At 63.5% G+C, this 21,381-nt stretch carries 17 protein-coding genes; 11 read left to right on the top strand and 6 right to left on the bottom strand.

The genetic code is table 11. The features are described from left to right. Positions 1–27: 27 nt before the first annotated feature. From hflK to B0G73_RS07885, 7 genes are all read left to right on the top strand, one after another. Positions 28–1,428 carry an FtsH protease activity modulator HflK gene (gene hflK / locus B0G73_RS07855; RefSeq protein ID WP_106279503.1) on the top strand — a complete coding sequence of 467 codons (1,401 nt, stop codon included), beginning with the start codon at positions 28–30 and terminating at the stop codon, positions 1,426–1,428. Positions 1,429–1,440: 12 nt separating this feature from the next. Further along, positions 1,441–2,343 (top strand): protease modulator HflC, encoded by a 903-nt coding sequence (gene hflC / locus B0G73_RS07860; RefSeq protein WP_106279505.1) that lies wholly within the window; start codon positions 1,441–1,443, stop codon positions 2,341–2,343. A gap of 44 nt (positions 2,344–2,387) precedes the next feature. Then, positions 2,388–2,579 carry a DUF2065 domain-containing protein gene (locus B0G73_RS07865; RefSeq protein ID WP_007181354.1) on the top strand — a complete coding sequence of 64 codons (192 nt, stop codon included), beginning with the start codon at positions 2,388–2,390 and terminating at the stop codon, positions 2,577–2,579. Between the two features lie 272 nt (positions 2,580–2,851). Further along, positions 2,852–4,003 carry an ATP phosphoribosyltransferase regulatory subunit gene (locus B0G73_RS07870; RefSeq protein WP_106279506.1) on the top strand — a complete coding sequence of 384 codons (1,152 nt, stop codon included), beginning with the start codon at positions 2,852–2,854 and terminating at the stop codon, positions 4,001–4,003. Between the two features lie 215 nt (positions 4,004–4,218). Next, positions 4,219–5,565, top strand: coding sequence for an adenylosuccinate synthase (locus B0G73_RS07875; RefSeq protein ID WP_106279507.1), 1,347 nt, complete (start codon positions 4,219–4,221; stop codon positions 5,563–5,565). Between the two features lie 3 nt (positions 5,566–5,568). Beyond that, entirely contained in the window at positions 5,569–6,159 is a 591-nt protein-coding gene (locus B0G73_RS07880) for a phosphoribosyltransferase (RefSeq protein ID WP_106279509.1), read from the top strand. 292 nt (positions 6,160–6,451) lie between these two features. Further along, on the top strand, positions 6,452–8,338 hold the full coding sequence (locus B0G73_RS07885) for a potassium transporter Kup (RefSeq protein ID WP_106279511.1): 1,887 nt from the start codon (positions 6,452–6,454) through the stop codon (positions 8,336–8,338). Positions 8,339–8,511: 173 nt separating this feature from the next. Here the strand turns inward: B0G73_RS07885 and B0G73_RS07890 are convergent, their stop codons facing one another. Together B0G73_RS07890 and B0G73_RS40420 are read right to left on the bottom strand one after the other, a co-directional pair. Then, on the bottom strand, positions 8,512–10,860 hold the full coding sequence (locus tag B0G73_RS07890) for a Tex family protein (protein WP_106279513.1): 2,349 nt from the start codon (positions 10,858–10,860) through the stop codon (positions 8,512–8,514). Positions 10,861–11,017: 157 nt separating this feature from the next. Continuing rightward, a complete protein-coding gene (locus B0G73_RS40420) occupies positions 11,018–11,314 on the bottom strand; it encodes a hypothetical protein (protein WP_181196511.1) in 297 nt (98 codons plus the stop codon). Between B0G73_RS40420 and B0G73_RS07895 the strand changes: the two genes are divergently transcribed. The 3 genes from B0G73_RS07895 to B0G73_RS07905 all read left to right on the top strand — a co-directional run bounded on the left by B0G73_RS07895 (position 11,250) and on the right by B0G73_RS07905 (position 14,863). Then, positions 11,250–12,182 carry a hypothetical protein gene (locus B0G73_RS07895; protein ID WP_106279515.1) on the top strand — a complete coding sequence of 311 codons (933 nt, stop codon included), beginning with the start codon at positions 11,250–11,252 and terminating at the stop codon, positions 12,180–12,182. The genes B0G73_RS40420 and B0G73_RS07895 overlap by 65 nt on opposite strands. Before the next feature lie 124 nt (positions 12,183–12,306). After that, entirely contained in the window at positions 12,307–12,525 is a 219-nt protein-coding gene (locus tag B0G73_RS07900) for a DUF465 domain-containing protein (protein WP_007181361.1), read from the top strand. Positions 12,526–12,589: 64 nt separating this feature from the next. Further along, complete coding sequence (locus B0G73_RS07905) at positions 12,590–14,863, top strand: ATP-dependent DNA helicase (protein WP_106279517.1); 2,274 nt, start codon at positions 12,590–12,592, stop codon at positions 14,861–14,863. A gap of 145 nt (positions 14,864–15,008) precedes the next feature. Here the strand turns inward: B0G73_RS07905 and B0G73_RS41145 are convergent, their stop codons facing one another. Further along, positions 15,009–15,284, bottom strand: a complete 276-nt coding sequence (locus B0G73_RS41145) for a hypothetical protein (protein ID WP_083772052.1) — start codon at positions 15,282–15,284, stop codon at positions 15,009–15,011. Between the two features lie 232 nt (positions 15,285–15,516). Then, positions 15,517–16,767, bottom strand: a complete 1,251-nt coding sequence (locus B0G73_RS07920; RefSeq protein ID WP_106279519.1) for a cupin domain-containing protein — start codon at positions 16,765–16,767, stop codon at positions 15,517–15,519. A 32-nt stretch (positions 16,768–16,799) separates the two neighbouring features. On the opposite strand from B0G73_RS07920, the gene B0G73_RS07925 reads away from it, so the two are divergent. Beyond that, entirely contained in the window at positions 16,800–17,342 is a 543-nt protein-coding gene (locus B0G73_RS07925) for a peptidylprolyl isomerase (RefSeq protein WP_012433513.1), read from the top strand. On the opposite strand, the gene B0G73_RS07930 is transcribed toward B0G73_RS07925, so the two are convergent. Then, the gene (locus B0G73_RS07930; RefSeq protein WP_106279521.1) at positions 17,322–18,680 is read right to left on the bottom strand and encodes a hypothetical protein; all 1,359 of its coding nucleotides are present in this window, start codon (positions 18,678–18,680) and stop codon (positions 17,322–17,324) included. The two genes, B0G73_RS07925 and B0G73_RS07930, sit on opposite strands and share 21 nt — an antisense overlap. After that, positions 18,667–21,351: a DNA mismatch repair protein MutS gene (mutS, locus tag B0G73_RS07935; protein WP_106279523.1), complete on the bottom strand. Its 2,685-nt coding sequence runs from the start codon at positions 21,349–21,351 to the stop codon at positions 18,667–18,669. Before mutS ends, B0G73_RS07930 begins: the two co-directional genes overlap by 14 nt. Positions 21,352–21,381 lie beyond the last annotated feature (30 nt).

Consider the following 21,381-nt stretch of genomic DNA (forward strand, 5'->3'; position numbering starts at 1 on the left):
GCTGTCTACTCTGGTGAACGAACACAGGTGAACGATTACAACGAGCGGAGTATCTGGGTGCGCATGCGCGCCATGCTGTCACTGAACGATCCGCGCTGGGGCCGGGGAGACGCCAATGGCGACCGGCAACGTCCCAACGAGCCGAAGCGTCCGCCGAACAAAGACGGCGAGGGACCGCCCGATCTCGACGAGATGTGGCGCGATTTCAACCGTCGTTTGAGCCGGGTGTTCGGCCGCAAGGGCGGCGGTGCGGGTGGCGGGCGTCCCGACAACGGTCGTAGCGCGCGGATCGGCGTGGGCATCGTGATCGGCGTGCTGCTGGCCATTTATCTCGGCAGCGGCGTGTTTGTCGTGCAGGACGGCCAGGCCGGCGTGGTCATGCAGTTCGGCAAGTATCGCTACACGGCGGGACAGGGCGTGCACTGGCGTCTGCCGTATCCGTTCGAAGCACACGAGCTCGTCAACATCGGCCAGATCCGCCAGGTGGAAGTGGGCCGCAACAACGTGGTGCGTCTCGCGAATGTGAAAGACGCGTCGATGCTCACGCACGACGCGGATATCGTCGACGTGCGCTTCGCCGTGCAATACCAGGTGAAGAAGCCGACCGATTACCTGTTTCGCAGCGTCGATCCCGATCAGGGCGTGATGCAGGCCGCCCAGGCGGCGGTGCGTAACATCGTCGGCGCGCGCAGCACCAATGACATCCTCTATCAGGATCGCGAAACAATTCGCCAGCAACTCATGGCGGCGATCCAGCAATCCTTGGATGAATATCAGTCCGGCCTCGCCGTGACCGGTGTGACGATCCAGGGCGTGCAGGTGCCCGACCGCGTGCAGGCCGCCTTCGACGACGCCGCGAAAGTCCGTCAGGAAAACGACCGCGCGAAACGCGATGCCGAAGCCTATGCCGCGGATCTTCTGCCGCGCGCGCAAGCCGACGTGGCGCGCCAGATCGACGCAGCGAAAACCTACAGTGAGAAGACCGTGGCCCAGGCACAAGGCGACGCCGAGCGCTTCAAGCAGGTCTACGCGCAGTACTCGAAAGCGCCCGCGGTGATTCGCGAGCGCATGTACCTGGACACCATGCAGCAGATCTATTCGAATACGACCAAGGTGTACGTGGACAGCAAGAGCGGCAACAACGTGCTGTATCTGCCGCTCGACAAGCTGGTCGAGCAGACTCGCCAGCGGGTCGCCGACGCTGCCGCCGCCTCGGGTGCGGCAGCAGGCGCCACCGCCGCTGCCGCGCCGCAAGCGGCGAGCAATGCCGCGTCGCCTTTGGCTGCACCGTCCGCCTCCGCAACCGGCTCCGCGGCTTCGGCGCCTGCGGCATCCGCCGCGCCGGCCAGCCAGGCCGCAGCCGGCAGCGACGCGCTGCGTTCACGCGACTCCTTCCGCAGCCGTATGCGCGAAGACGACGTTCAATAAGGAGCGCACATCATGAACAAGATCATTGCGCTCGTCGTGGCTGTCGTCATCGTGCTGTTCGCCGCTTCGTCGATGGTGTTCGTCGTCGATCAGCGCCACATGGCCGTGCTGTCCTCGCACGGCGACGAAGCGCCGAGCCTGCTCGGCCCCGGTCTGCATGTGAAATTGCCGCCGCCGCTGCAAACGGTCACGCTGGTCGATAACCGCATTCAGTCGCTCGATGCGCCGGACGAAGACCGTTACGTGACGTCCGACAAAATCGATCTGCTGGCGAACCCGGTTCTCAAATATCGCGTGACCGATCCGCTCAAGCTGCTCGCCGAAACCCGCGGCGATGCGCAGAGCCTGCCGGACCGGCTCGCGTTGCTGTCGCGCGGCGCGCTCGGCGATGCGTTCGCGAAGGTCACGCTGTCCGACGCGCTCGCGCGGCAACAGGCCGTCGCCGACGAAGCGCGCGCCGCGATGGACAAGGCGGCGGCATCGCTCGGCGTGTCGGTGGTCGACGTGCAATTGACGCGCGTCGATTTCCCGGCGTCGATGGCGGACTCGGTCTACAAGCGCATGATCGCCGCGCGCCAGCAGGTCGCGGCCGACGAACGCGCGAAGGGCACCGCCGAAGCCGACAAGATCAGGCAGGACGCGATCGGCCAGCAACAGGCGATTCTCGCGGACGGTTATCGTCAGGCGCAGACCATCAAGGGCGAAGGCGATGCCAAGGCAGCGCAGATCGCCGCCGACGCTTACGGCAGCGACCCGCAGTTCTACCAGTTCTATCAAAGCATGCAGGCGTACAAGAACACCTTCAAGCCGGGCGACGTGATCGTGGTCGATCCGAGCAACGAGTTCTTCCGCTTCATGCGTAGCCCGACCGGCGGCGCCGCCCCGGACGCTCCCGCGGTCCCGCGCAAACCCTGATAACCGGAACGCCGCGGCACCCGCATCGCGGCCCTTTGAATCGCATGGATATAGCCGGCTCGTTACTGCTCGCGATCGCGTTGATGCTGATTATCGAGGGAATGTTTCCCTTCGTTTTTCCGAGCGCCTGGCGCGACACGTTCCGTAAAATAGCGGAACGGCCGCCGCATCAGATTCGGGTGGGCGGCCTGATCGTGATGGTGCTCGGGCTGATCCTGCTGTTTATCGTGACCTGAAGGCGTTTGTTTTGCCGCTGGCCTCGCGGTCCGACGGTGCGCGCGATCATCCGCGATCACCGTAATTACCCGCGGCCAGATGTGATCGGCCGCCATGGCCCGCGGTGCTCTGAACGCCGCATTGTGCAAGGCCCTGCGGCCAAAAGCCGGATAGGGTCGCTGCAGCCAATCCAGACGCCCGCGATGGCCGCCAAAATCGAGCCGCCGCCCGCCATTCACTCTCACTTACCGGCGCACCCAGCCGCCGTGTTCAACGTCGTAGGACTGTATCGATGTCGACCTGGTTACTTCCCGAAAATATTGCCGACGTGCTGCCGTCGGAAGCCCGCAAGATCGAAGAATTGCGGCGCCATTTGCTGGACCGTTTCCGTTCGTACGGTTACGAGATGGTTATGCCGCCGTTGCTCGAATACATCGAGTCGCTGCTGACCGGCGGCGGGCGCGATCTGAATCTGCGGACCTTCAAGCTGGTCGATCAGCTGTCCGGGCGCACGCTCGGCCTGCGCGCGGACATCACGCCGCAAGTCGCGCGCATCGACGCGCATCTGCTGAATCGCCAGGGCGTGACGCGTCTTTGTTATGCGGGCAATGTCGCGCACACGCGTCCGCGCGGCCTGCATGCCACGCGCGAGCAAATCCAGATCGGCGCGGAAATCTATGGACACGCCGGCCTCGAAGCGGACCTGGAAATCCAGCAACTGATGCTCGACGCGCTGCGTCTGGCCGGCCTCGCGAAAGTGCGCCTCGATCTGTGCCACGCGGGTGTGCTCGCGGCGCTGATCGAAGCCGAGCCGGCCGCGGCCGAGCTCGGGCAGTCGCTCTACGACGCGCTGGCGGGCAAAGACGTGCCGCGTCTCGTCGAACTGACAGCCAGCCTCACGCCGGTGATCCGCGACGCCTTGCGCGCGCTGCCCACGCTTTACGGCGACGCCTCGGTGCTCGACGAAGCCCGTGCACGCTTGCCGAATGCGCCGGCCATCGCCCGCGCGCTCGACGACCTGGCGTTCCTCGCAAGCCAGGTGGACGGCGCCGAAGTGATGATCGATCTCGCTGATCTACGCGGCTATGCTTACCACAGCGGCGTGATGTTCTCGGCGTATGTGGACGGCGTGCCCAATGCGGTAGCGCGCGGCGGCCGTTACGACCACGTGGGCCAGGCGTATGGCCGCGCGCGGGCGGCCACCGGCTTTTCGCTCGATCTGCGCGAAGTGGCGCGGATTTCGCCGGTCGAAGCGCGCAGCAGCGCGATTCTCGCGCCGTGGCAGCACGACGAAGCATTGCGCGTGAGCGTCGCCGCGTTGCGCGATGCCGGTGAAGTGGTGATTCAGGCGCTGCCCGGCCATGAACACGATCTGGACGAATTCGCTTTCGACCGCGTGTTGGTCGAGCGCAACGGCAACTGGGTCGTCGAACCGCGCGCCTGAGCGCGTTGCCTGAGCGTTCCGTCGGACCCGCCCGAGGGTGATTCTCAGGGCATCTCAGACGGCATCGAACGTGCCGTTAAAACGCGGCGCGGCCATCGGCCGCGCTACTTTCGCAATACCCAACATAACGTGCATACCGTTGAGCGGAAACGGAAAAATTCGGAAGGTTCCGCGAACATAGGTAGAATACATTTTTAACCAGCTTACGAAACAACATGTCTGCCAGCGCAGTGAATGTGAACCCCGGGCGTAACGTCGTCGTCGTGGGAACCCAGTGGGGTGATGAAGGCAAGGGCAAGATCGTCGACTGGCTGACGGACCACGCTCAAGGCGTCGTTCGCTTCCAGGGCGGTCACAATGCCGGTCACACGCTTATCATCGGCGGCAAGAAAACCATCTTGCGTCTGATTCCGTCGGGCATCATGCATCCCGGCGTCGCGTGCTACATCGGCAATGGCGTCGTGTTGTCGCCGGAAGCGCTGTTCAAGGAAATCGGCGAGCTCGAAGCCGCCGGGGTCGACGTTCAGAATCGCCTCTTCATTTCCGAAGCCACCACCCTGATCCTGCCGTATCACATCGCCATCGACCAGGGCCGCGAAAAGCGCCGTGGGGCGGCCAAGATCGGCACCACCGGCCGCGGCATCGGCCCGGCTTACGAAGACAAGGTGGCACGCCGTGGCTTGCGCGTGCAGGACCTGTTCGAGCCGGAAACCTTCGCCGAACGTCTGCGTGAAAATCTCGATTACCACAACTTCGTGTTGACGCAATACCTGGGCGTTGACGCTGTCGACTTCCAGCAAACGCTCGACACGATGCTCAGCTATGCCGACCGTCTGAAGCCCATGGTCACCGACGTATCGCGCCGTCTCTACGACGCGAACGCGGCCGGCAGCAACCTGCTGTTCGAAGGCGCGCAAGGCACGCTGCTCGACATCGACCACGGCACGTATCCGTACGTCACGTCGAGCAATTGCGTGGCGGGTGCGGCCACGGCGGGCGCGGGTGTCGGTCCGCAAAAGCTGAACTACATTCTCGGCATCACCAAGGCATATTGCACGCGCGTCGGTTCGGGCCCGTTCCCGAGCGAACTGTACGACGCGGATAACGCCGCCCGTCAGGAAGCGATCGGCCTGGAACTGGCTACCGTCGGCAAGGAATTCGGCTCGGTCACCGGCCGTCCGCGCCGCACCGGCTGGCTCGACGTCGCCGCGCTGCGCCGCTCGATCCAGATCAACGGTGTATCGGGTCTGTGCATGACCAAGCTCGACGTGCTCGACGGTCTCGACGAAGTGAAGCTGTGCGTCGGCTACACGGTCGACGGCAAGCATGTCGACCTGCTGCCGCGTGGTTCGTCCGAAGTCGCGCGTTGCGAGCCGGTGTATGAAACCTTCGCGGGCTGGAAGGAAAGCACCGTCGGCATCAAGGAATGGGACAAGCTGCCCGCGAATGCGCGCGCTTATCTGTCGCGTGTGCAGGAAGTCGCGGGCATTCCGATCGACATGGTGTCGACCGGTCCGGATCGCGACGAAACCATTCTGCTTCGTCATCCGTTCAAGGTTTAAGCCATGGTTCAAGGTGTACCCATGATTGCGATGAAAGATCCGCGCAACGACGACAAGAACCTGTGGGTCGGCTGGGACGAGTATCACCGGCTGATCGAATTGCTGGCGTTGCAGGTGCATGAGTCGGGCTGGAAGTTCGACAAGATCCTGTGCCTCGCGCGCGGCGGTCTGCGCGTCGGCGATCAGCTCTCGCGCATTTACGATCTGCCGCTGGCGATTCTCGCCACGAGTTCGTATCGTGAAGCGGCCGGCACCGAGCAGGGCGAACTCGACATCGCGCAATACATCACCATGACGCGCGGCGAGCTGCACGGCAACGTGTTGCTGGTCGACGATCTGGTCGATTCGGGCGTGACGCTCGCGCGCGTTCAGCAGCATCTGAAAGAGCGTTATCCGGCGATCACCGCCGTGCGTTCGGCGGTGCTCTGGTACAAGGGCTGCTCGAAGGTGAAGCCCGACTATCACGTCCAGTATTTGCCTACCAATCCGTGGATCCATCAGCCGTTCGAGGAATGGGACACGGTGCGCCCGCATAATCTCGGCGCGTGGATCAAACGCGGCATGCAGCAAGCGCAGGAGTCGTCGGAGAAGTGATGCGCACTTCGGCGCCGAACGTGTTGCATCTTCGTCGCGCCGTACCCTGCGTAGTTTCGCAAAACGGAGCCCAGTGGGCTCCGTTTTTTTATGTGCGGGCCGTGCGTGTGTGCTTCGCAAACCGCGCAACGCCGATGCCGGCAATGCGGCTCGCGCAGCAGACGCGCCCATATCGCAGTGCTACACTGCGCGGACCATCACGTGGCGTATCCACAACAAGCCGGGCGGCGCCATGCCGGCAGTTTAGAATGGCGGTCGTTTTTCCGCTCAGGGAACGGATTTCCTCGCGTTTATGACAGATAACAATCACGTGCACAAACAGCCTCTGCCTTCCCTCGCTCTCGCTGCGATCGGAGTGGTGTTCGGCGATATCGGCACGAGCCCGTTGTACTCGCTGAAAGAAGCCTTCAGCCCCTCTCACGGCATTCCGCTGACCGATCAATCAATCCTGGGTGTGATCTCGTTGCTGTTCTGGGCGATCGTGATCGTGGTCGGCGTCAAGTACGTGTTGTTCGTGATGCGCGCGGACAATAACGGCGAGGGCGGTGTGCTCGCGCTGATGGCACTGGCGCTGCGCTCGCTCGACGAGAAGTCGAAAATGGCCGGCGTGCTGGTGATGCTCGGCATATTCGGTGCCTGCATGTTCTATGGCGATGCGGTGATCACGCCGGCCATCTCGGTGATCTCGGCAGTCGAGGGTCTGGAAGTTGCCGCGCCGCATCTGTCGCATCTGGTGCTGCCGCTCACCATGGTGATCCTCGTGCTGCTGTTCTGGATTCAGCGGCACGGCACGGCGATGGTCGGCCGCCTGTTCGGTCCGATCATGGTGGTGTGGTTTGCGGTGCTCGCGGTGCTCGGCCTGTGGCATATCCTGCAGTCGCCGAACGTGATCCGCGCACTGAACCCGTATTACGCGTACACCTTCATGGCCGCGCACGTGCTGCAGGCCTACGTGGTGCTCGGCTCGGTCGTGCTGGTGCTGACCGGCGCCGAAGCGCTGTACGCCGACATGGGCCATTTCGGTGCGAAGCCGATCCGCATGGCGTGGTATTTCCTGGTCATGCCTTCGCTGGTGCTGAACTACTTCGGTCAGGGCGCACTGCTGATGCACGATCCGAAGGCCATCGAAAATCCGTTCTTCCTGCTCGCGCCGGACTGGGCCTTGCTGCCACTCGTCGTGCTCTCGACCGTCGCAACCGTGATCGCCTCGCAGGCCGTGATTTCCGGCGCTTATTCGCTGACTAGCCAGGCGATCCAGCTCGGCTACGTGCCGCGCATGAAGATCCTGCACACGTCGGAACTGGCGATCGGCCAGATCTATGTGCCGGTGGTGAACTGGATGCTGCTGTTCATCATCCTGTGCATCGTGATTGCCTTCAAGAGCTCGGACAATCTCGCGGCCGCGTACGGCATTGCGGTGACGGCCACCATGGTGATCACCACGATCCTCGCCTGCGTCGTGATGGTGAACGTGTGGAACTGGAACAAGCTGCTGGTGGCGCTGATCATCGGCGTGTTCATGACGGTCGATCTAGGATTTTTCGGCGCGAATCTGCTGAAGGTGGAGGAAGGCGGGTGGTTGCCGCTCGGTATCGGCGCATTGCTGTTCTTCCTGCTGATGACCTGGTTCAAGGGCCGCATGATCGTCAAGGAACGCACGGCCGCGGACGGCATTCCGCTCATGCCGTTCCTGCAGGGCTTGCTCGCGCATCCGCCGCATCGCGTGTCGGGCACGGCGATCTATCTGACCGGCAGCGATTCGCTCGTGCCGGTGAGCCTGTTGCACAATCTGAAGCACAACAAGGTGCTGCATGAGCGCACCATTTTCCTGACCTTCGTGACGCGCGATATTCCGTACGTGAACGACTCGGAGCGCGTGACGGTCAAGGACATCGACGGTGGCCTGTATCTCGTCAAGGCGGCCTACGGCTTCAACGAAACGCCGGACGTGAAGGCGGTGCTGCTCGAAGTCGGCCGCACCCGTGACATGACCTTCGAGATGATGGACACGTCGTTCTTCCTCGCGCGCGAAACGGTGGTGCCGACGCAACTGCCGGGCATGTCGGTGTGGCGCGAACGTGTGTTCGCGTGGATGCATCAGAATGCCGCGAAGCCGACGGATTTCTTTAGTATTCCGGCTAATCGGGTGGTGGAGTTGGGGACCAAGATCGAGATCTGAAGGCTGCCGCTGATTTTCAGGCGCCTCGTGTATCGAGGCGCGAAAAAAAAGCCCACGTGTGTGGGCTTTTTGCTTGCAGCTTGATCGAGCGAGTGACTGATCGGGCACCGCGCGGTGCCCATCAAGCTCATCAAGCGCGTGAGCGAATCACGCGCCTCCAACGCGGCAAAAAATTACTTCTGCTTGAGCTTGGCGAACGCAGCCGCCATCGCGCCACCCGCTTCCGGCTCACGCGAGCGCTGTTGCTGCGCGCCGCGTCCACCGCCGCCCGAACGACCCGCGCCGCCGCGATCCTGCTGGGCGCCGCCACTGCTGCGTGCCGCCGCCACACCGACTTCATCGTCCATCCGCATCGTCAAAGCGATACGCTGGCGCTTCACGTCGACTTCAAGAACCTTCACCTTGACGATTTGACCAGCCTTGACCACTTCATGCGGATCCTTGATGAACTTGGTCGACATGGCCGACACGTGCACCAGACCATCCTGATGCACGCCGATATCGATAAACGCGCCGAATGCCGCCACGTTCGTCACGACGCCTTCGAGCACCATGCCCGGCGTCAGATCGCTGACCTTTTCGACGCCTTCACGGAACGTCGCGGTCTTGAACTCGGGACGCGGATCGCGGCCCGGCTTTTCGAGTTCGAGCAGAATGTCGCGCACGGTCGGCAGACCGAAACGATCGTCGACGAATTCCGCGGGCGAGAGGCCGCGCAATGCGTCGCGATTGCCCAGCACTTCACCCACGTGCTTGCTGATTTTCGCGAGCATGCGTTCAACGACCGGATACGCTTCCGGGTGAACCGACGAGCGGTCGAGCGGATTCTCTCCGTTGTTGATACGCAAAAAACCGGCGGCCTGCTCGAACGTCTTGTCGCCCAGACGCGGCACCTTGCGCAGATGCTCGCGCGATGGGAACGGACCATTTGCATCGCGATAGTCGACGATATTGCGCGCCAGCGTGGCATTCAGACCCGAGACGCGGGCGAGCAGGGCAACCGACGCCGTATTCGCATCCACGCCGACGGCGTTCACGCAGTCTTCGACCACCGCGTCGAGCGAACGGGCCAGTTCACGCTGATTCACATCGTGCTGATACTGGCCGACGCCGATCGCCTTCGGCTCGATCTTCACCAACTCGGCGAGCGGGTCTTGCAGACGGCGCGCAATCGACACCGCGCCGCGCAGCGACACGTCCATGTCGGGGAATTCCTTCGCCGCGAGTTCCGAGGCCGAGTACACCGACGCGCCCGCTTCGGACACGACGATCTTCTGCAGCTTGAATTCCGGATGACGCGCGATCAGTTCGCTCGCGAGCTTGTCCGTTTCACGCGACGCGGTGCCGTTGCCGATGCTGATCAGTTCAGCCTGCGTCTGCGCGCAGATGCGCGCGAGTTTGGCGATCGAGCCGTCCCAGTCGCGGCGCGGCTCGTGCGGATAGATCACGTCGGTGGCGAGCACCTTGCCGGTCCGATCGACCACCGCCACCTTCACGCCGGTGCGCATACCCGGATCGAGGCCGATCACAGCCTTCGGGCCAGCGGGCGCAGCCAGCAGCAAGTCCTTCAGATTGCGCGCGAACACGCGAATCGCTTCGTGCTCGGCTTCGTCGCGCAGATTGGTCAGCAGCTCGTTTTCGATATGCGGCTGCACCTTCACGCGCCAGCACCAGCGGCACACGTCGGAGAGCCACTTGTCGGCCGGCCGGTTCTGATTCGCGATGCCGAAGTGGCGCGCGATCAACGCTTCTCCCGGATGCGGCACCTGCGCGTCGAGTTCTTCGCCCAGACCCAGCTTGACCATCAGCACGCCCGCATTGCGGCCGCGGAACAGCGCCAGCGCGCGATGCGACGGCACCGTGCGGATGGTTTCCGCGTAGTCGTAGTAGTCGCGGAATTTTTCTTCTTCCGCGTGTTCCTTGCCTTCCACCACTTTCGACGACACCACGCCCTGGTTGAACATGTAGTCGCGCAGCTTGCCGAGCAGATCGGCCGTTTCGCCGAACTGTTCCGAGAGGATGTCGCGCGCGCCGTCGAGCGCGGCCTTGACGTCGGCGACGCCTTTCTCCGCGTCCACGTAGGCGGCGGCTTCGGTTTGCGGGTCGAGCAGGGGATTTGCCAGCAGCGCGTCGGCAAGCGGCTGCAGGCCGGCTTCGCGGGCAATCTGCGCGCGCGTGCGGCGCTTCGGCTTATATGGGAGATACAGGTCTTCCAGCACCTGCTTGCTGTCGGCGCCTTCGATCGCGGTGCGCAGCTCGTCGGTGAGCTTGCCCTGTTCATCGATGCTGGCAATGATCGCGGCGCGTCGGTCTTCCAGTTCGCGCAGATACAGCAGGCGTTCCTCGAGGTTGCGCAGTTGCGTGTCGTCGAGATTGTCGGTCACTTCCTTACGGTAGCGGGCGATGAACGGAACAGTCGCTCCTTCGTCGAGAAGTTGCACCGCGGCCGCGACCTGGCGCGGCTGGACGGACAGTTCGGCGGCGATGCGCTGTACGATCTTGAGTGCTACGGTTTCCGTCATAAGGTCTTGGTGTTCCTGCGGACTCAGTTCGGAGGCCGCGCGCTGACCGAACGTGGGCGGCACGCGAGGGCCGCATGAGGCACGTCGGGGCACGCCGGGCGTGCGCGCTGCGACCAGGTTGCTGGAGCGGGGCATTTTGCCATAAATGCAAAAGGGCTCAACCGCAGGGTGATAGAATTTCGGGCATGTTCCGTTGACCCTCTACGACGTTGCCGATCTCCTTGTCACTCAACTGCCTGGGCTCCCGCTTGGTCTCTCGCTTGTCACAACTGCCGCCGTCTTTCCCGCCGGGTCTGGCACCGGGTTTGCCACGTTCTTCGCTCTCTTCGCGCTCTTCGCTCCCATCGGCGCCGCGTTCCGCGTTCAGGTCCGCGTTCGCCTCGCGTGGGGTGTTTTTCGCGTCTTGCGCGTCGTGTGTGCTGGCCGTCGCATTGGGCGCGTCCACGCCGGCCACGGCTCAGTCCGCGACGCCGGCGAGCAGCAGCGCCGCGCGGCCCATAGGCGCCTTGACGCCGTCCGCCGCGTCGGGCGCGCAAGCCACGACGGTCAAGGGCGTCACGAACGCCGACGGCACGGACAGCGCCGGCAACGCGGTGGCGTCGGATAGTGATTTCAACGCGCGCCAGAAAGCCCTCGATCAGCGCACCGAGGAGAACAACTACCGCTACGGCGTCGCGGAACATGACTGCTACAGCAAGTTCTTCGTCAACTATTGCCTGAACAAGGCGCGCGACAGCATGCGCTCGGTGCAGGCGGACATTCGCAAGGAACAACTCGCGCTCGACGGCGAACAGCGCACGCAGCGCGCTCGCGTGCGTGACGAACAGGCCGCGATCAAGCGCGCGCAGGACGAAGCGAGCGCGCCGCAGCGTGCCGCCGACGACGCACGCAACGCGCAGGCGTACGAAGACAAGCAGAAACAGCATCAGATCGATCAGGCGCAGCGCGCCGCCGAGGCGCCGCAGCGCAGCGCGAATGCGCAGGCCTATCAGGACAAACTGCGTCAGCACGCGCTGGATCAGGCGCAGCGCGGCATCAGCCCGTCGCAGGCGGCGGCCAACCAGCAGGCGTACGATCAGAAGCAGGGCGACTTCCAGCGCAAGCTCGACGAGGCGCGTGCGCAAGGCGCGCAGAAGGCGCAGGAGCGCGTGCAGAAGCAGCAGAGCTTCGAGAAGAAGCAGGCGGACGCCGCGCAGCACAAGGCCGAGGTGGAGACGCGTCAGAAGCAGGCGGCCGAGAAAGCCGAGCAGAAGCGTCAGGACGCGTTGAAACAGCAGCAACAGGAAGAGCGGCAAAAGCAGCAGCAGGAGCAGCAGCAGTAAGCGGGCTGAAGGGCCCTGAGCTGAGTGGCAGGGCTGTAGCCGCCGTTATGCGTTTTAAGCCGGACAGCAACCTCAGGCATCGGGCCGCACACGCGGCCCCCGCCGTAGACGAGAGGAGGCGAGCATGCGCGATCAACATCACGTCATCAACGCGGACACACTTCGCGACCGTATTCTGCAACTGGAATCGGAGCATAGTGGGCTCGATCGCTTGATCGACCGAATGTCGGATGAGCCCGGCATCGACGACTTCGAGTTGCAGCGCCTGAAAAAGCGCAAACTCAAAGTCAAGGACACCATCATCTTGCTGCAATTGCAGCTCGAACCGGACGCACGCGCCTGAGTTCGCGGCCTGGCAGGCGCCGGGCGCGCGCCGCGCGAGCCGGATTTTGCAGGAAACGCTTGCCTTGAATTCACCGCTTGAAACTTCATCCCGTGCCACGCCGGGCGACGACGCATCAGGAGCCGTTACACCGGCGCCGCGTCCCGCCGCGTCCGCACTGAGCGCGTCGCTGAATCCACGCCGGGTCGCCGAACTGGACGAGATCTTCGCCGCCAACGGTTTGCTGGCCCGTCAGATCGACGGCTACCGCTCGCGCGCCTCGCAGATCGAAATGTCGCGCGCCGTGGCCGCCGCCATGGAAGCATCGGGCCGCGCAATGCCCGAGCCGGCCATGTTCGAGGCGCAGAAGCGTCCGGCGCGGCGTCTGCAGGGAGCAGGTGCCGATGCCGCCGCCGAGGCCGCTGAGGGCGCCGATTCGAGCGGCCTCGACGGCAGCGAGAACACGCTGATCGTCGAAGCCGGGACCGGCACCGGCAAGACCTATGCGTACCTGGTGCCGGCCATGTTGTGGGGCGGCAAGGTGATCGTGTCCACCGGCACGAAGCATTTGCAGGATCAGCTCTTTCAGCGCGACATTCCGACCGTGCGCGATGCGCTTGCGGTGCCGGTATCGGTCGCCATGCTCAAGGGGCGCGCGAATTATCTGTGCCACTACTATCTGCAGCGCACCGCGGATAACGGCCGTCTGCCCTCGCGTCAGGAAACCTCGTATCTGCAGGATATCGTGCGCTTCGCGAAGATCACGCGCACCGGCGACAAGGCGGAACTGGCGAGCGTGCCGGAAACGGCTGCGGTGTGGTCGATGGTCACGTCCACGCGCGAAAACTGTCTCGGCCAGGAATGTCCGCATTACAAGGACTGCTTTGTAATGCAGGCGCGCCGCGAGGCGCAGCAGGCGGATATCGTGGTGGTGAATCACCATCTGTTTTTCGCCGACGTCATGTTGCGCGATACGGGCATGGCGGAATTGCTGCCCACCGCCAACACGATCATCTTCGACGAAGCGCATCAACTGCCCGAGACGGCGACGCTGTTCTTCGGCGAGACGCTGTCGACCACGCAGTTTCTCGAACTCGCCCGCGATTCGGTGGCCGAAGGTTTGGGCCATGCGCGCGAAACGGTCGACTGGGTCAAGCTCGGCGCCACGCTCGAGCGCGCCGCGCGCGATGTGCGACTGGCCTTCAAGGAAGACTCGGTGCGCTTGTCGATTGGCCAGTTGCCGGACGATCATCCGTTGTTCTCCGCACTCGAAACGCTCGAAACCGAGCTCGATGCATTGGCGTCCGCGCTGGCGGGTCAGGCCGAGCGAGCGGAATCGATCGGCGCGTGTTTGCGCCGCGCACGCGAGCTGCAGGGCGTGCTTGCCGGCTGGACCACGCCACCCACGCAAACCGAGCGCGAAGCCGCTGACGGCGCCTCTGCCGACGGCAAAAGCGAGCGCGCCGATCCCAACGAAAAGGTGCGCTGGATCGAAGTCTTCTCGCATACCGTGCAGTTGCACGAAACACCATTGTCGGTCGCGCCGATCTTCGCGAAGCAGCGCGCCGGTGTGCCGCGCGCGTGGATCTTCACGTCGGCCACGCTGTCAGTGCGCGGCGATTTCACGCACTACGCCGCGCAAATGGGTCTGAACGCGAAGCGTTCGATGACGCTGCCCAGTCCGTTCGACTATCCGACGCAGGGCCTGCTGTACGTGCCGCGCAATTTGCCGCAGCCGTCTTCACCCATGTTCACCGACGCCGTATTCGACGCCGCGCTGCCGGCGATTGAAGCATCGGGCGGCGGCGTCTTCATGTTGTGCACGACGCTGCGCGCGGTGGACCGCATCTCGGCGAAGCTGCGCGACACGATCGAAGCGCGCGGCTGGGACTATCCGCTGCTCGTGCAGGGCGATGCGAGCCGCACCGAACTGCTGGATCGATTCCGGTCGTACGGCAACGCGATCCTCGTGGGCAGCCAGAGCTTCTGGGAAGGCGTGGATGTGCGCGGCGACGCATTGTCGCTAGTGGTAATCGACAAGCTGCCGTTTGCGCCGCCCGACGATCCGGTGTTGTCTGCGCGACTCGACGCACTGACCAAGAAAGGCTTGAGTCCATTCGCCGTGCATCAGTTGCCGCAGGCGGTCATCACGCTGAAGCAGGGCGCGGGCCGTCTGATTCGCGCTGAGACCGATCGTGGCGTGCTGATGATCTGCGACACACGACTCGTCGACAAACCGTATGGGCGCCGTATCTGGCAGAGTCTGCCGCCATTCAAACGCACACGCGAGATCGAGGTGGTGCGCGAGTTTTTTGAAGAGAGCGCGACGCCGGCGCAACAGGCTGATCAGCCTGATTAAAATCAATGAACGCCGCTATAAAAAAGCGGCGCTTGAATGACAAAACGCCACGGATGTGAATCCGTGGCGTTTTGCTTTACTGCCCGGGAAATCGCGATGATTTCCCGATGCAGTTTTCGCCCAGAGGCGAACCCTATGCGACAGCTTACTGGCTTGCGCCCGAAGCCGGAGCAGCAGCCGAAGCGGCAGCGTCCGAAGCAGCAGCGCCTGCGTCCGAAGCAGCGGTCGTAGCCGAAGCAGCAGCGTCGCTCGCAGCAGCAGCAGCACCCGAAGCAGCAGCAGCCGAATCCGAAGCTGCGGCAGCCGGTGCCGAAGCAGCAGCTGCGTCGCTAGCCGGGGCGGCGGCTTGGTCGTTGCTCTTGTTGCATGCAGCCAGTGCCACAGCTGCCAACAGGGATGCTACGAGGAGGGATTTCTTCATGATCACGTCCTTTTATGGTTTAAAGGTAAGCAACAGCGCAAAATAAAACCGGTAATGTGCTCCAACACCGACCTGGGCCGCTGGTGGAGAAGCTCTTTTGACGAGCTCGAATCTTCCCTACGGCTTGGGCGGAAATTATATGCACTTTCGTACTGACAATCCATAAATCCGGGGTCAATACGTTGTCTTTCTCATACAAAATTTCACTGTACGGTATAGCAGGCAGGCAGAGTTACGCAAGCTCGCCCACTTGTATCCAGCCCGCACAATACCACTCGTGTAGCCGTGCTGTCACCGACGAATCGTGTGAGAGTGTTACAAAGCGTTTCGCACTCATACAGCGGTGATTTGCGAGGTCAAACAACCACTTTCTTGCGCCATCAAATGAGGTTTCCTCTCCATTTACGAAGAAAAAACGGCGGTTGTACAACAAATTAGTCTTGCGGTCCAGCCGAATGCCTGACTTCGATGCCAGACTGATGAAATGGGCTTCATTAAGCGGCCTTTGCGGCGGATCAAAGACGACACTCGGCTTGGGTTCGCTGAGATACGTGCCAAGGAACGACGCAATATCCTGCTCATTCCATTTGATGCCAGCAAGGATTGCGCCAACCCTCTCGACTAGCGCCGCGGGGAGCTCGGCCGGACGCTCCACGGCAGGTTGCTGGGGATCGCGATAAAGCGCGCCCGGCTGACCCGCCGACTCGCCACGCTCGGCCAGATGGTAGAGGAATTGCGCGGTCAGTTCGCTCGCCGAAGGGGCGCGAAAACCGATCGAACAGGTCATGCATTCGCCCTCGGCAATGCCGTCGTGCGCGATGCGCGGCGGCAGATACAGCATGTCGCCCGGTTCGAGCAGCCACTCCTCTTCGGGCTGGAAGTTCTGTAAAACTTTCAAAGGCAAACCGGCTTGCAGCGTCAGATCTTTCTGCGCGCTAATGCGCCAACGGCGCTTGCCTTTTACTTGCAAAAGAAACACATCGTAGGAATCGAAGTGCGGCCCTACGCCGCCGCCGTCGCTTGCGTAGGAAATCATCAGGTCGTCGAGACGCGCGTCCGGCACGAAGCGGAAACGGTCTAGCAGGGCGCGGGCGCGATCGTCGTGGAGATCGACGCCTTGCACAAGCAGTGTCCATGCGCGCTGCTTCACCGAAGGCAGTTCGTCAGGCGCGAACGGCCCGTGCTCGAGCTGCCATTTATTGCGGAAATGGGTGATCAGGCGTGCTTCGACTTCGTCCTGATCGGCCAGCTCGAAAAATTCGTCGCGCGACAATGGCGCCGCGACGTTCGGGATCGCCTGGCGAATCAGCAGCGGCTTTTTCTGCCAGTAGCGGCGCATGAATTGCGACGGCGTCAGGTTACCGAGCAGCGGTGTCGGTGTGTCTGGCGAAGGCGGGAGAACCGGAACAGCCGGCTTTGAAGCCGGCGATGAATTCCGTGCCGAAGCTGCGTCGGCCGGGTGGTCAGTGGGCCGCTTGGGCATCGTATAATGTGAGTTGTATTCTGGAGAATCGAATGAAAATCGCAAAGAACACCGTCGTGTCGGTCGCTTACAAGCTGTCGGATGCGCAGGGCAATCTGATTGAAGAAAGCGACGAGCCGATGGTCTATCTGCACGGCGGCTATGATGGCACGTTCCCCAAGATCGAGGAAGAGCTCGACGGCCACGAGGCCGGTTTCGAGACCCAGATCCAGCTCGAGCCGCAAGACGCGTTCGGTGAGTACGACCCTGATCTCGTGAAGATCGAGCCGCGCAATCGCTTCCCGGAACCGCTCGAAGTCGGCATGCAATTCGAAGGCACGCCGGAAGAAGGCGACGAGGACCTCGACTCGCTCGTCTACGTGGTGACCGACGTCGCGGAAGACAAGGTCGTGCTCGACGGCAACCATCCGCTCGCCGGCATGGCACTGCGTTTCGCGCTGACCGTGAAAGACGTGCGTCCTGCTACCGAAGACGAAATCCAGCACGAACACGCGCATGGCGCCGACGGCCTCGAAGTCCTCGACGAAGACGAGGACGACGAAGAAGAGGGCAAGTCAGGGCCCACGCTGCACTGAGCTTGCAGGCATGCCGGGCACGCTTGAAGAAGCGCCCGGCGCGCGCGGTCGAGCGGCGGAGGCGGGCGGCGTCGACATAGCCGGCCCGTAACCGCCGCCACCCTGATCCGCGGGTATGCGCGGTTGCTGATCCGGTTGCGAGTCTCCGGGCGTCGGCAGCAGTGGCGGCAATTCGGAGGCGGGTCCGAGCGCCGGTACAGCCGGCATCGAAGCAGCCGGTTCATCGCGCGGCAGCACAGGTTGCGCGGTGGGCATCGGCATTTGCCTGGGCACGTCGCGCACACTTACGCGGAACGGCGGTTTCCTGCCAAGATCCGCTTCCACCTGAATCCACTGGTTGAGTCGATCATGCGGCGCGAGCGCGACACGCGTGAGATTCGTCACCAGCATTCCCTTGTCATTGCGTAGCGGCTGATCGATCACGAAGCCGGCGCTTGCTCGTTCGTCGTCGCAATGAATCACTAGCACCGGTCCCCGGAAAATCTGCGCGAGTTTCACCAAGCTGCGTTTCAATTCCAGAAAACCGTCGCGGCGGGTGTTGCGTGCAAAGCGCAGCCACGCGAAACGGTCGGGCCGTTCGTAACGCTCAGGGTCAGGATCGCCTTGAATGAACACGACGAGCGCCCGCGCCTCGCGGCGTTTCGCATATTCGCCGGCGTGTTCCAGCCAGAATGCATTGGCGATCACGCGGTCTTCGAATTCGCCATTGCGCCCGCCCGCGGTCAGATAATGATTGTTCGGACTCGGCGCATTCAGGCCGACGAACACCGTATCGCCCACTTGCCAGCGCACGTTCTCGCGATAGGGGCGAAAGCGCGAGACTTCGCTTTCACGCGTCAATGCGATCGGGTTCTGACCCATTGAGGTGGCGTCGGCAAAAAGCGTTTGGCGCAACTGGTCGAGCCGTTCGGTCGGATCAAAACCGCCTGCTTCGCCGATGCCGCAATCGGCCCAGTCGTGCTGGCCGGGAATGAAGAAAAGGGCCGGCCGTGACGTTTCGAGCAGCGCGTGGCGGCGCTCATAAAGCGCGTCGCGGCATGCTTCTTTCGCGCCCTTGAGATTGCCGTCGTACACGATGAACGACACATCGCGCTCGCGGCTGATCGCTTCGATCAACCGCTGCGTGGGCGCTTCGTCGGCGACGCTTTGCATCGTGTTGGCGATGACCGCGAAGGTATAGCGCGGCGTGTCGGCGTAGGCCGCCGGTGTGAAACCCGACAACCCCGCGAACAATCCCACAAGCCGCACGCCACCACCGGTAAGTGTGAGGGCGAGGGTCAGCGCCGCGCGAAGTTTGCGCGGACGCCGCGGGGGTCTGTGTGAGTCAATGATCCGCATCCGGCGCGGCGGCCAGTTCGTGCAATTCGTACAGCAGATCGAGTGCTTCGCGCGGCCGTAGATCGTTCGGATCGATGCCGCGCAGACGTTCGACGAGTTCCTGCATGGCGGGCGACGCCGCCGGTCCCGTCTTCGCATCGCGCTCGTCGTCCGCGTCTTCGAGCAGCATCGGCATGGGCGCGGCGAACAGGTCGAGTTGCGGCGCGGGCTGCGCGGCCGACTGCTGTTCCAGATGCGCGAGATGCTTGCGCGCCGCGCGAATCACCGCATTCGGCACGCCGGCGAGTTGCGCGACCTGCAGGCCGTAGCTCTGATTCGCCGGACCTTCGTTGACCGCGTGCAGGAACACGATGCCGTGCCCATGCTCGACCGCCGACAAATGCACGTTGGCCGCCTGCGGAAACTCCGCCGGCAACTGCGTCAATTCGAAGTAGTGCGTGGCGAACAGCGTATGGCAACCGTTGTGCGCGAGCAGATGCCGCGCGATGGCCCACGCCAGCGCGAGGCCGTCGAACGTGGACGTGCCGCGGCCGATCTCGTCCATCAGCACGAGACTTTGCGGCGTGGCGTCGTTGAGGATCGCGGCGGCTTCGGTCATCTCGACCATGAAGGTCGAGCGCCCGCCGGCGAGATCGTCCGCTGCGCCGATGCGCGTGAAGATGCGGTCGATCGGCCCGAAGGCGGCGCGCCGAGCGGGCACATAACTGCCCACATAGGCGAGCAGCGCGATCAGCGCGGTCTGCCGCATGAAGGTCGATTTACCGCCCATGTTCGGGCCGGTGATCAGCAGCAGTTTGCGCTCGGGCGTGAGCGAGCAGTCGTTGGCGATGAACTGCTCGACCTGCGCCTCGACCACCGGATGCCGCCCCTGTTCGATTTCGATGCCGGTGTTTGCCGAGAACGTGGGCGCGACCCAATCGAGCGCGCGGGCGCGCTCGCCGAAGGCCGCCAGCAGATCGAGTTCGGCAAGCGCCGAAGCGACCCGCTGGCAATCCGGGATGAAGGGCAGCAGCGCCTGCAGCAGCGCGTCGTAGAGCGAGCGTTCGCGGGCGAGCGCGCGTTCCTGCGCGGAGAGCGCCTTGTCCTCGAACGTTTTCAGTTCCGGCGTGATGTAGCGTTCGGCGTTCTTCAGCGTCTGACGGCGGCGATAGTCGTCGGGCACCTTGTCGGTCTGGCCGCGCGTGACTTCGATGTAGAAGCCGTGCACCTTGTTGTATTCGACGCGCAGATTGCCGATGCCCGTGCGTGCGCGCTCGCGGGTCTCGAGGTCGATCAGGAACTGCCCGCAGTTCTCCGAAATATCGCGCAGCTCGTCCAGTTCCGCATCGTAGCCACGAGCGATCACGCCGCCGTCGCGCACCATGGCCGACGGTTCCTGCGCGACCGCGCGCCTGAGCAGTTCGACGCAGGCTTGCGGCGGTTCCAGCGAAGCGTCGATACGCGCCAGCGAATCCGCGTTCGGCGCGACGGCCGCGAGCTGCGTGCGCAACTCAGGCAACGCAATGAAGGTATCGCGCAGGCTCGACAGATCGCGAGGCCGCGCGGACAGCAGCGCAAGACGCCCGGTGATGCGCTCGATGTCCGAGATCTGCCGCAATGCGCCGCGCAACGAATCGACGCCTGCGCCCGGCGGCGCGTCGAGCAAGGCGCCGATCGCCTGCTGACGCGCCTGCGCCACCGCCGATTCGCGCGGCGGATGATGCAGCCAGTGACGCAGCAGGCGGCTGCCCATGGTCGTGCAGCAGGTGTCGAGCAGCGAACACAGCGTAGGCGATTCCGTGCCGCGCAGTGTTTCCGTGAGTTCGAGGTTGCGGCGCGTGGCGGGGTCGAGGCCGATATATTCGGACTCGTATTCGACCTTCAGGCTGCGCACGTGGCGCAACTGCTGACCTTGCGTGGCCGCGGCATAGAGCAGCAGCGCGCCGGCCGCGCCGCATGCGCAGGTGAGCGAATGCGCGCCGAAGCCGTCGAGGCCCGCCACTTCCAGCTGATCGCACAAGCGTTGCGTGCCCGAGGTGACGTCGAAATGCCAGACCGGCACGCGGGTGAGGGCGCCCGCATTGACCGGCGGCGTCCAGCTCGCCGAGTCGCCTGGTGTGTCGGCAACCAGAATTTCCGCGGGACGAATGCGTTCGAGCGCGGCCGCCACCTGGTCCGGTGCGACCTCCGCGAGGCGCAACGCGCCGCTCGCCAGATTCAGCCATGCAAGGCCGACGCTGGTCGCAACGCCGCGTCGGTTATGCGCGACGCACATGGCCAGCAGATAGACGTCGCTCTTATCGGACAGCAGCGCTGCATCCGTGAGCGTGCCCGGCGTGACCACGCGCACCACTTTGCGCTCGACTGGACCCTTCGATGTAGCCGGATCGCCGATCTGCTCGCAAATCGCGACGGATTCGCCGAGCTTCACGAGCTTGGCGAGATATTGTTCGACCGCGTGATGCGGCACGCCGGCCATTTTGATCGGATTGCCCGCCGACGCGCCACGCTGCGTGAGTGTCAGATCGAGCAGACGTGCGGCTTTTTCCGCGTCTTCGAAAAAGAGTTCGTAGAAGTCGCCCATCCGGTAGAACACCAGCGTGCCGGGATGATCCGCTTTAATGCGGAGATACTGCTGCATCATCGGCGTGTGCTGTGCGACGTCGTTGGCCGCTGCGGTTTGAATGCCCATCCTCGGTATCTTCTTGCGTTAGCTGTTCAG

The organism is Paraburkholderia sp. BL25I1N1 (assembly GCF_003002025.1).
Classification (GTDB): Bacteria; Pseudomonadota; Gammaproteobacteria; order Burkholderiales; family Burkholderiaceae; genus Paraburkholderia.

What these genes read in the sequence shown, in the direction of transcription:
- B0G73_RS07890 (WP_106279513.1), bottom strand. Translation starts at nt 10,860, where the DNA reads ATGACGGAAACCGTAGCACTCAAGATCGTACAGCGCATCGCCGCCGAA.
- B0G73_RS07880 (WP_106279509.1), top strand. Translation starts at nt 5,569, where the DNA reads ATGGTTCAAGGTGTACCCATGATTGCGATGAAAGATCCGCGCAACGAC.
- B0G73_RS07900 (WP_007181361.1), top strand. Translation starts at nt 12,307, where the DNA reads ATGCGCGATCAACATCACGTCATCAACGCGGACACACTTCGCGACCGT.
- B0G73_RS07875 (WP_106279507.1), top strand. Translation starts at nt 4,219, where the DNA reads ATGTCTGCCAGCGCAGTGAATGTGAACCCCGGGCGTAACGTCGTCGTC.
- B0G73_RS07885 (WP_106279511.1), top strand. Translation starts at nt 6,452, where the DNA reads ATGACAGATAACAATCACGTGCACAAACAGCCTCTGCCTTCCCTCGCT.
- B0G73_RS07865 (WP_007181354.1), top strand. Translation starts at nt 2,388, where the DNA reads ATGGATATAGCCGGCTCGTTACTGCTCGCGATCGCGTTGATGCTGATT.
- B0G73_RS07920 (WP_106279519.1), bottom strand. Translation starts at nt 16,767, where the DNA reads ATGCCCAAGCGGCCCACTGACCACCCGGCCGACGCAGCTTCGGCACGG.
- hflC (WP_106279505.1), top strand. Translation starts at nt 1,441, where the DNA reads ATGAACAAGATCATTGCGCTCGTCGTGGCTGTCGTCATCGTGCTGTTC.
- B0G73_RS07930 (WP_106279521.1), bottom strand. Translation starts at nt 18,680, where the DNA reads ATGCGGATCATTGACTCACACAGACCCCCGCGGCGTCCGCGCAAACTT.
- B0G73_RS07870 (WP_106279506.1), top strand. Translation starts at nt 2,852, where the DNA reads ATGTCGACCTGGTTACTTCCCGAAAATATTGCCGACGTGCTGCCGTCG.
- mutS (WP_106279523.1), bottom strand. Translation starts at nt 21,351, where the DNA reads ATGGGCATTCAAACCGCAGCGGCCAACGACGTCGCACAGCACACGCCG.
- B0G73_RS41145 (WP_083772052.1), bottom strand. Translation starts at nt 15,284, where the DNA reads ATGAAGAAATCCCTCCTCGTAGCATCCCTGTTGGCAGCTGTGGCACTG.
- B0G73_RS07925 (WP_012433513.1), top strand. Translation starts at nt 16,800, where the DNA reads ATGAAAATCGCAAAGAACACCGTCGTGTCGGTCGCTTACAAGCTGTCG.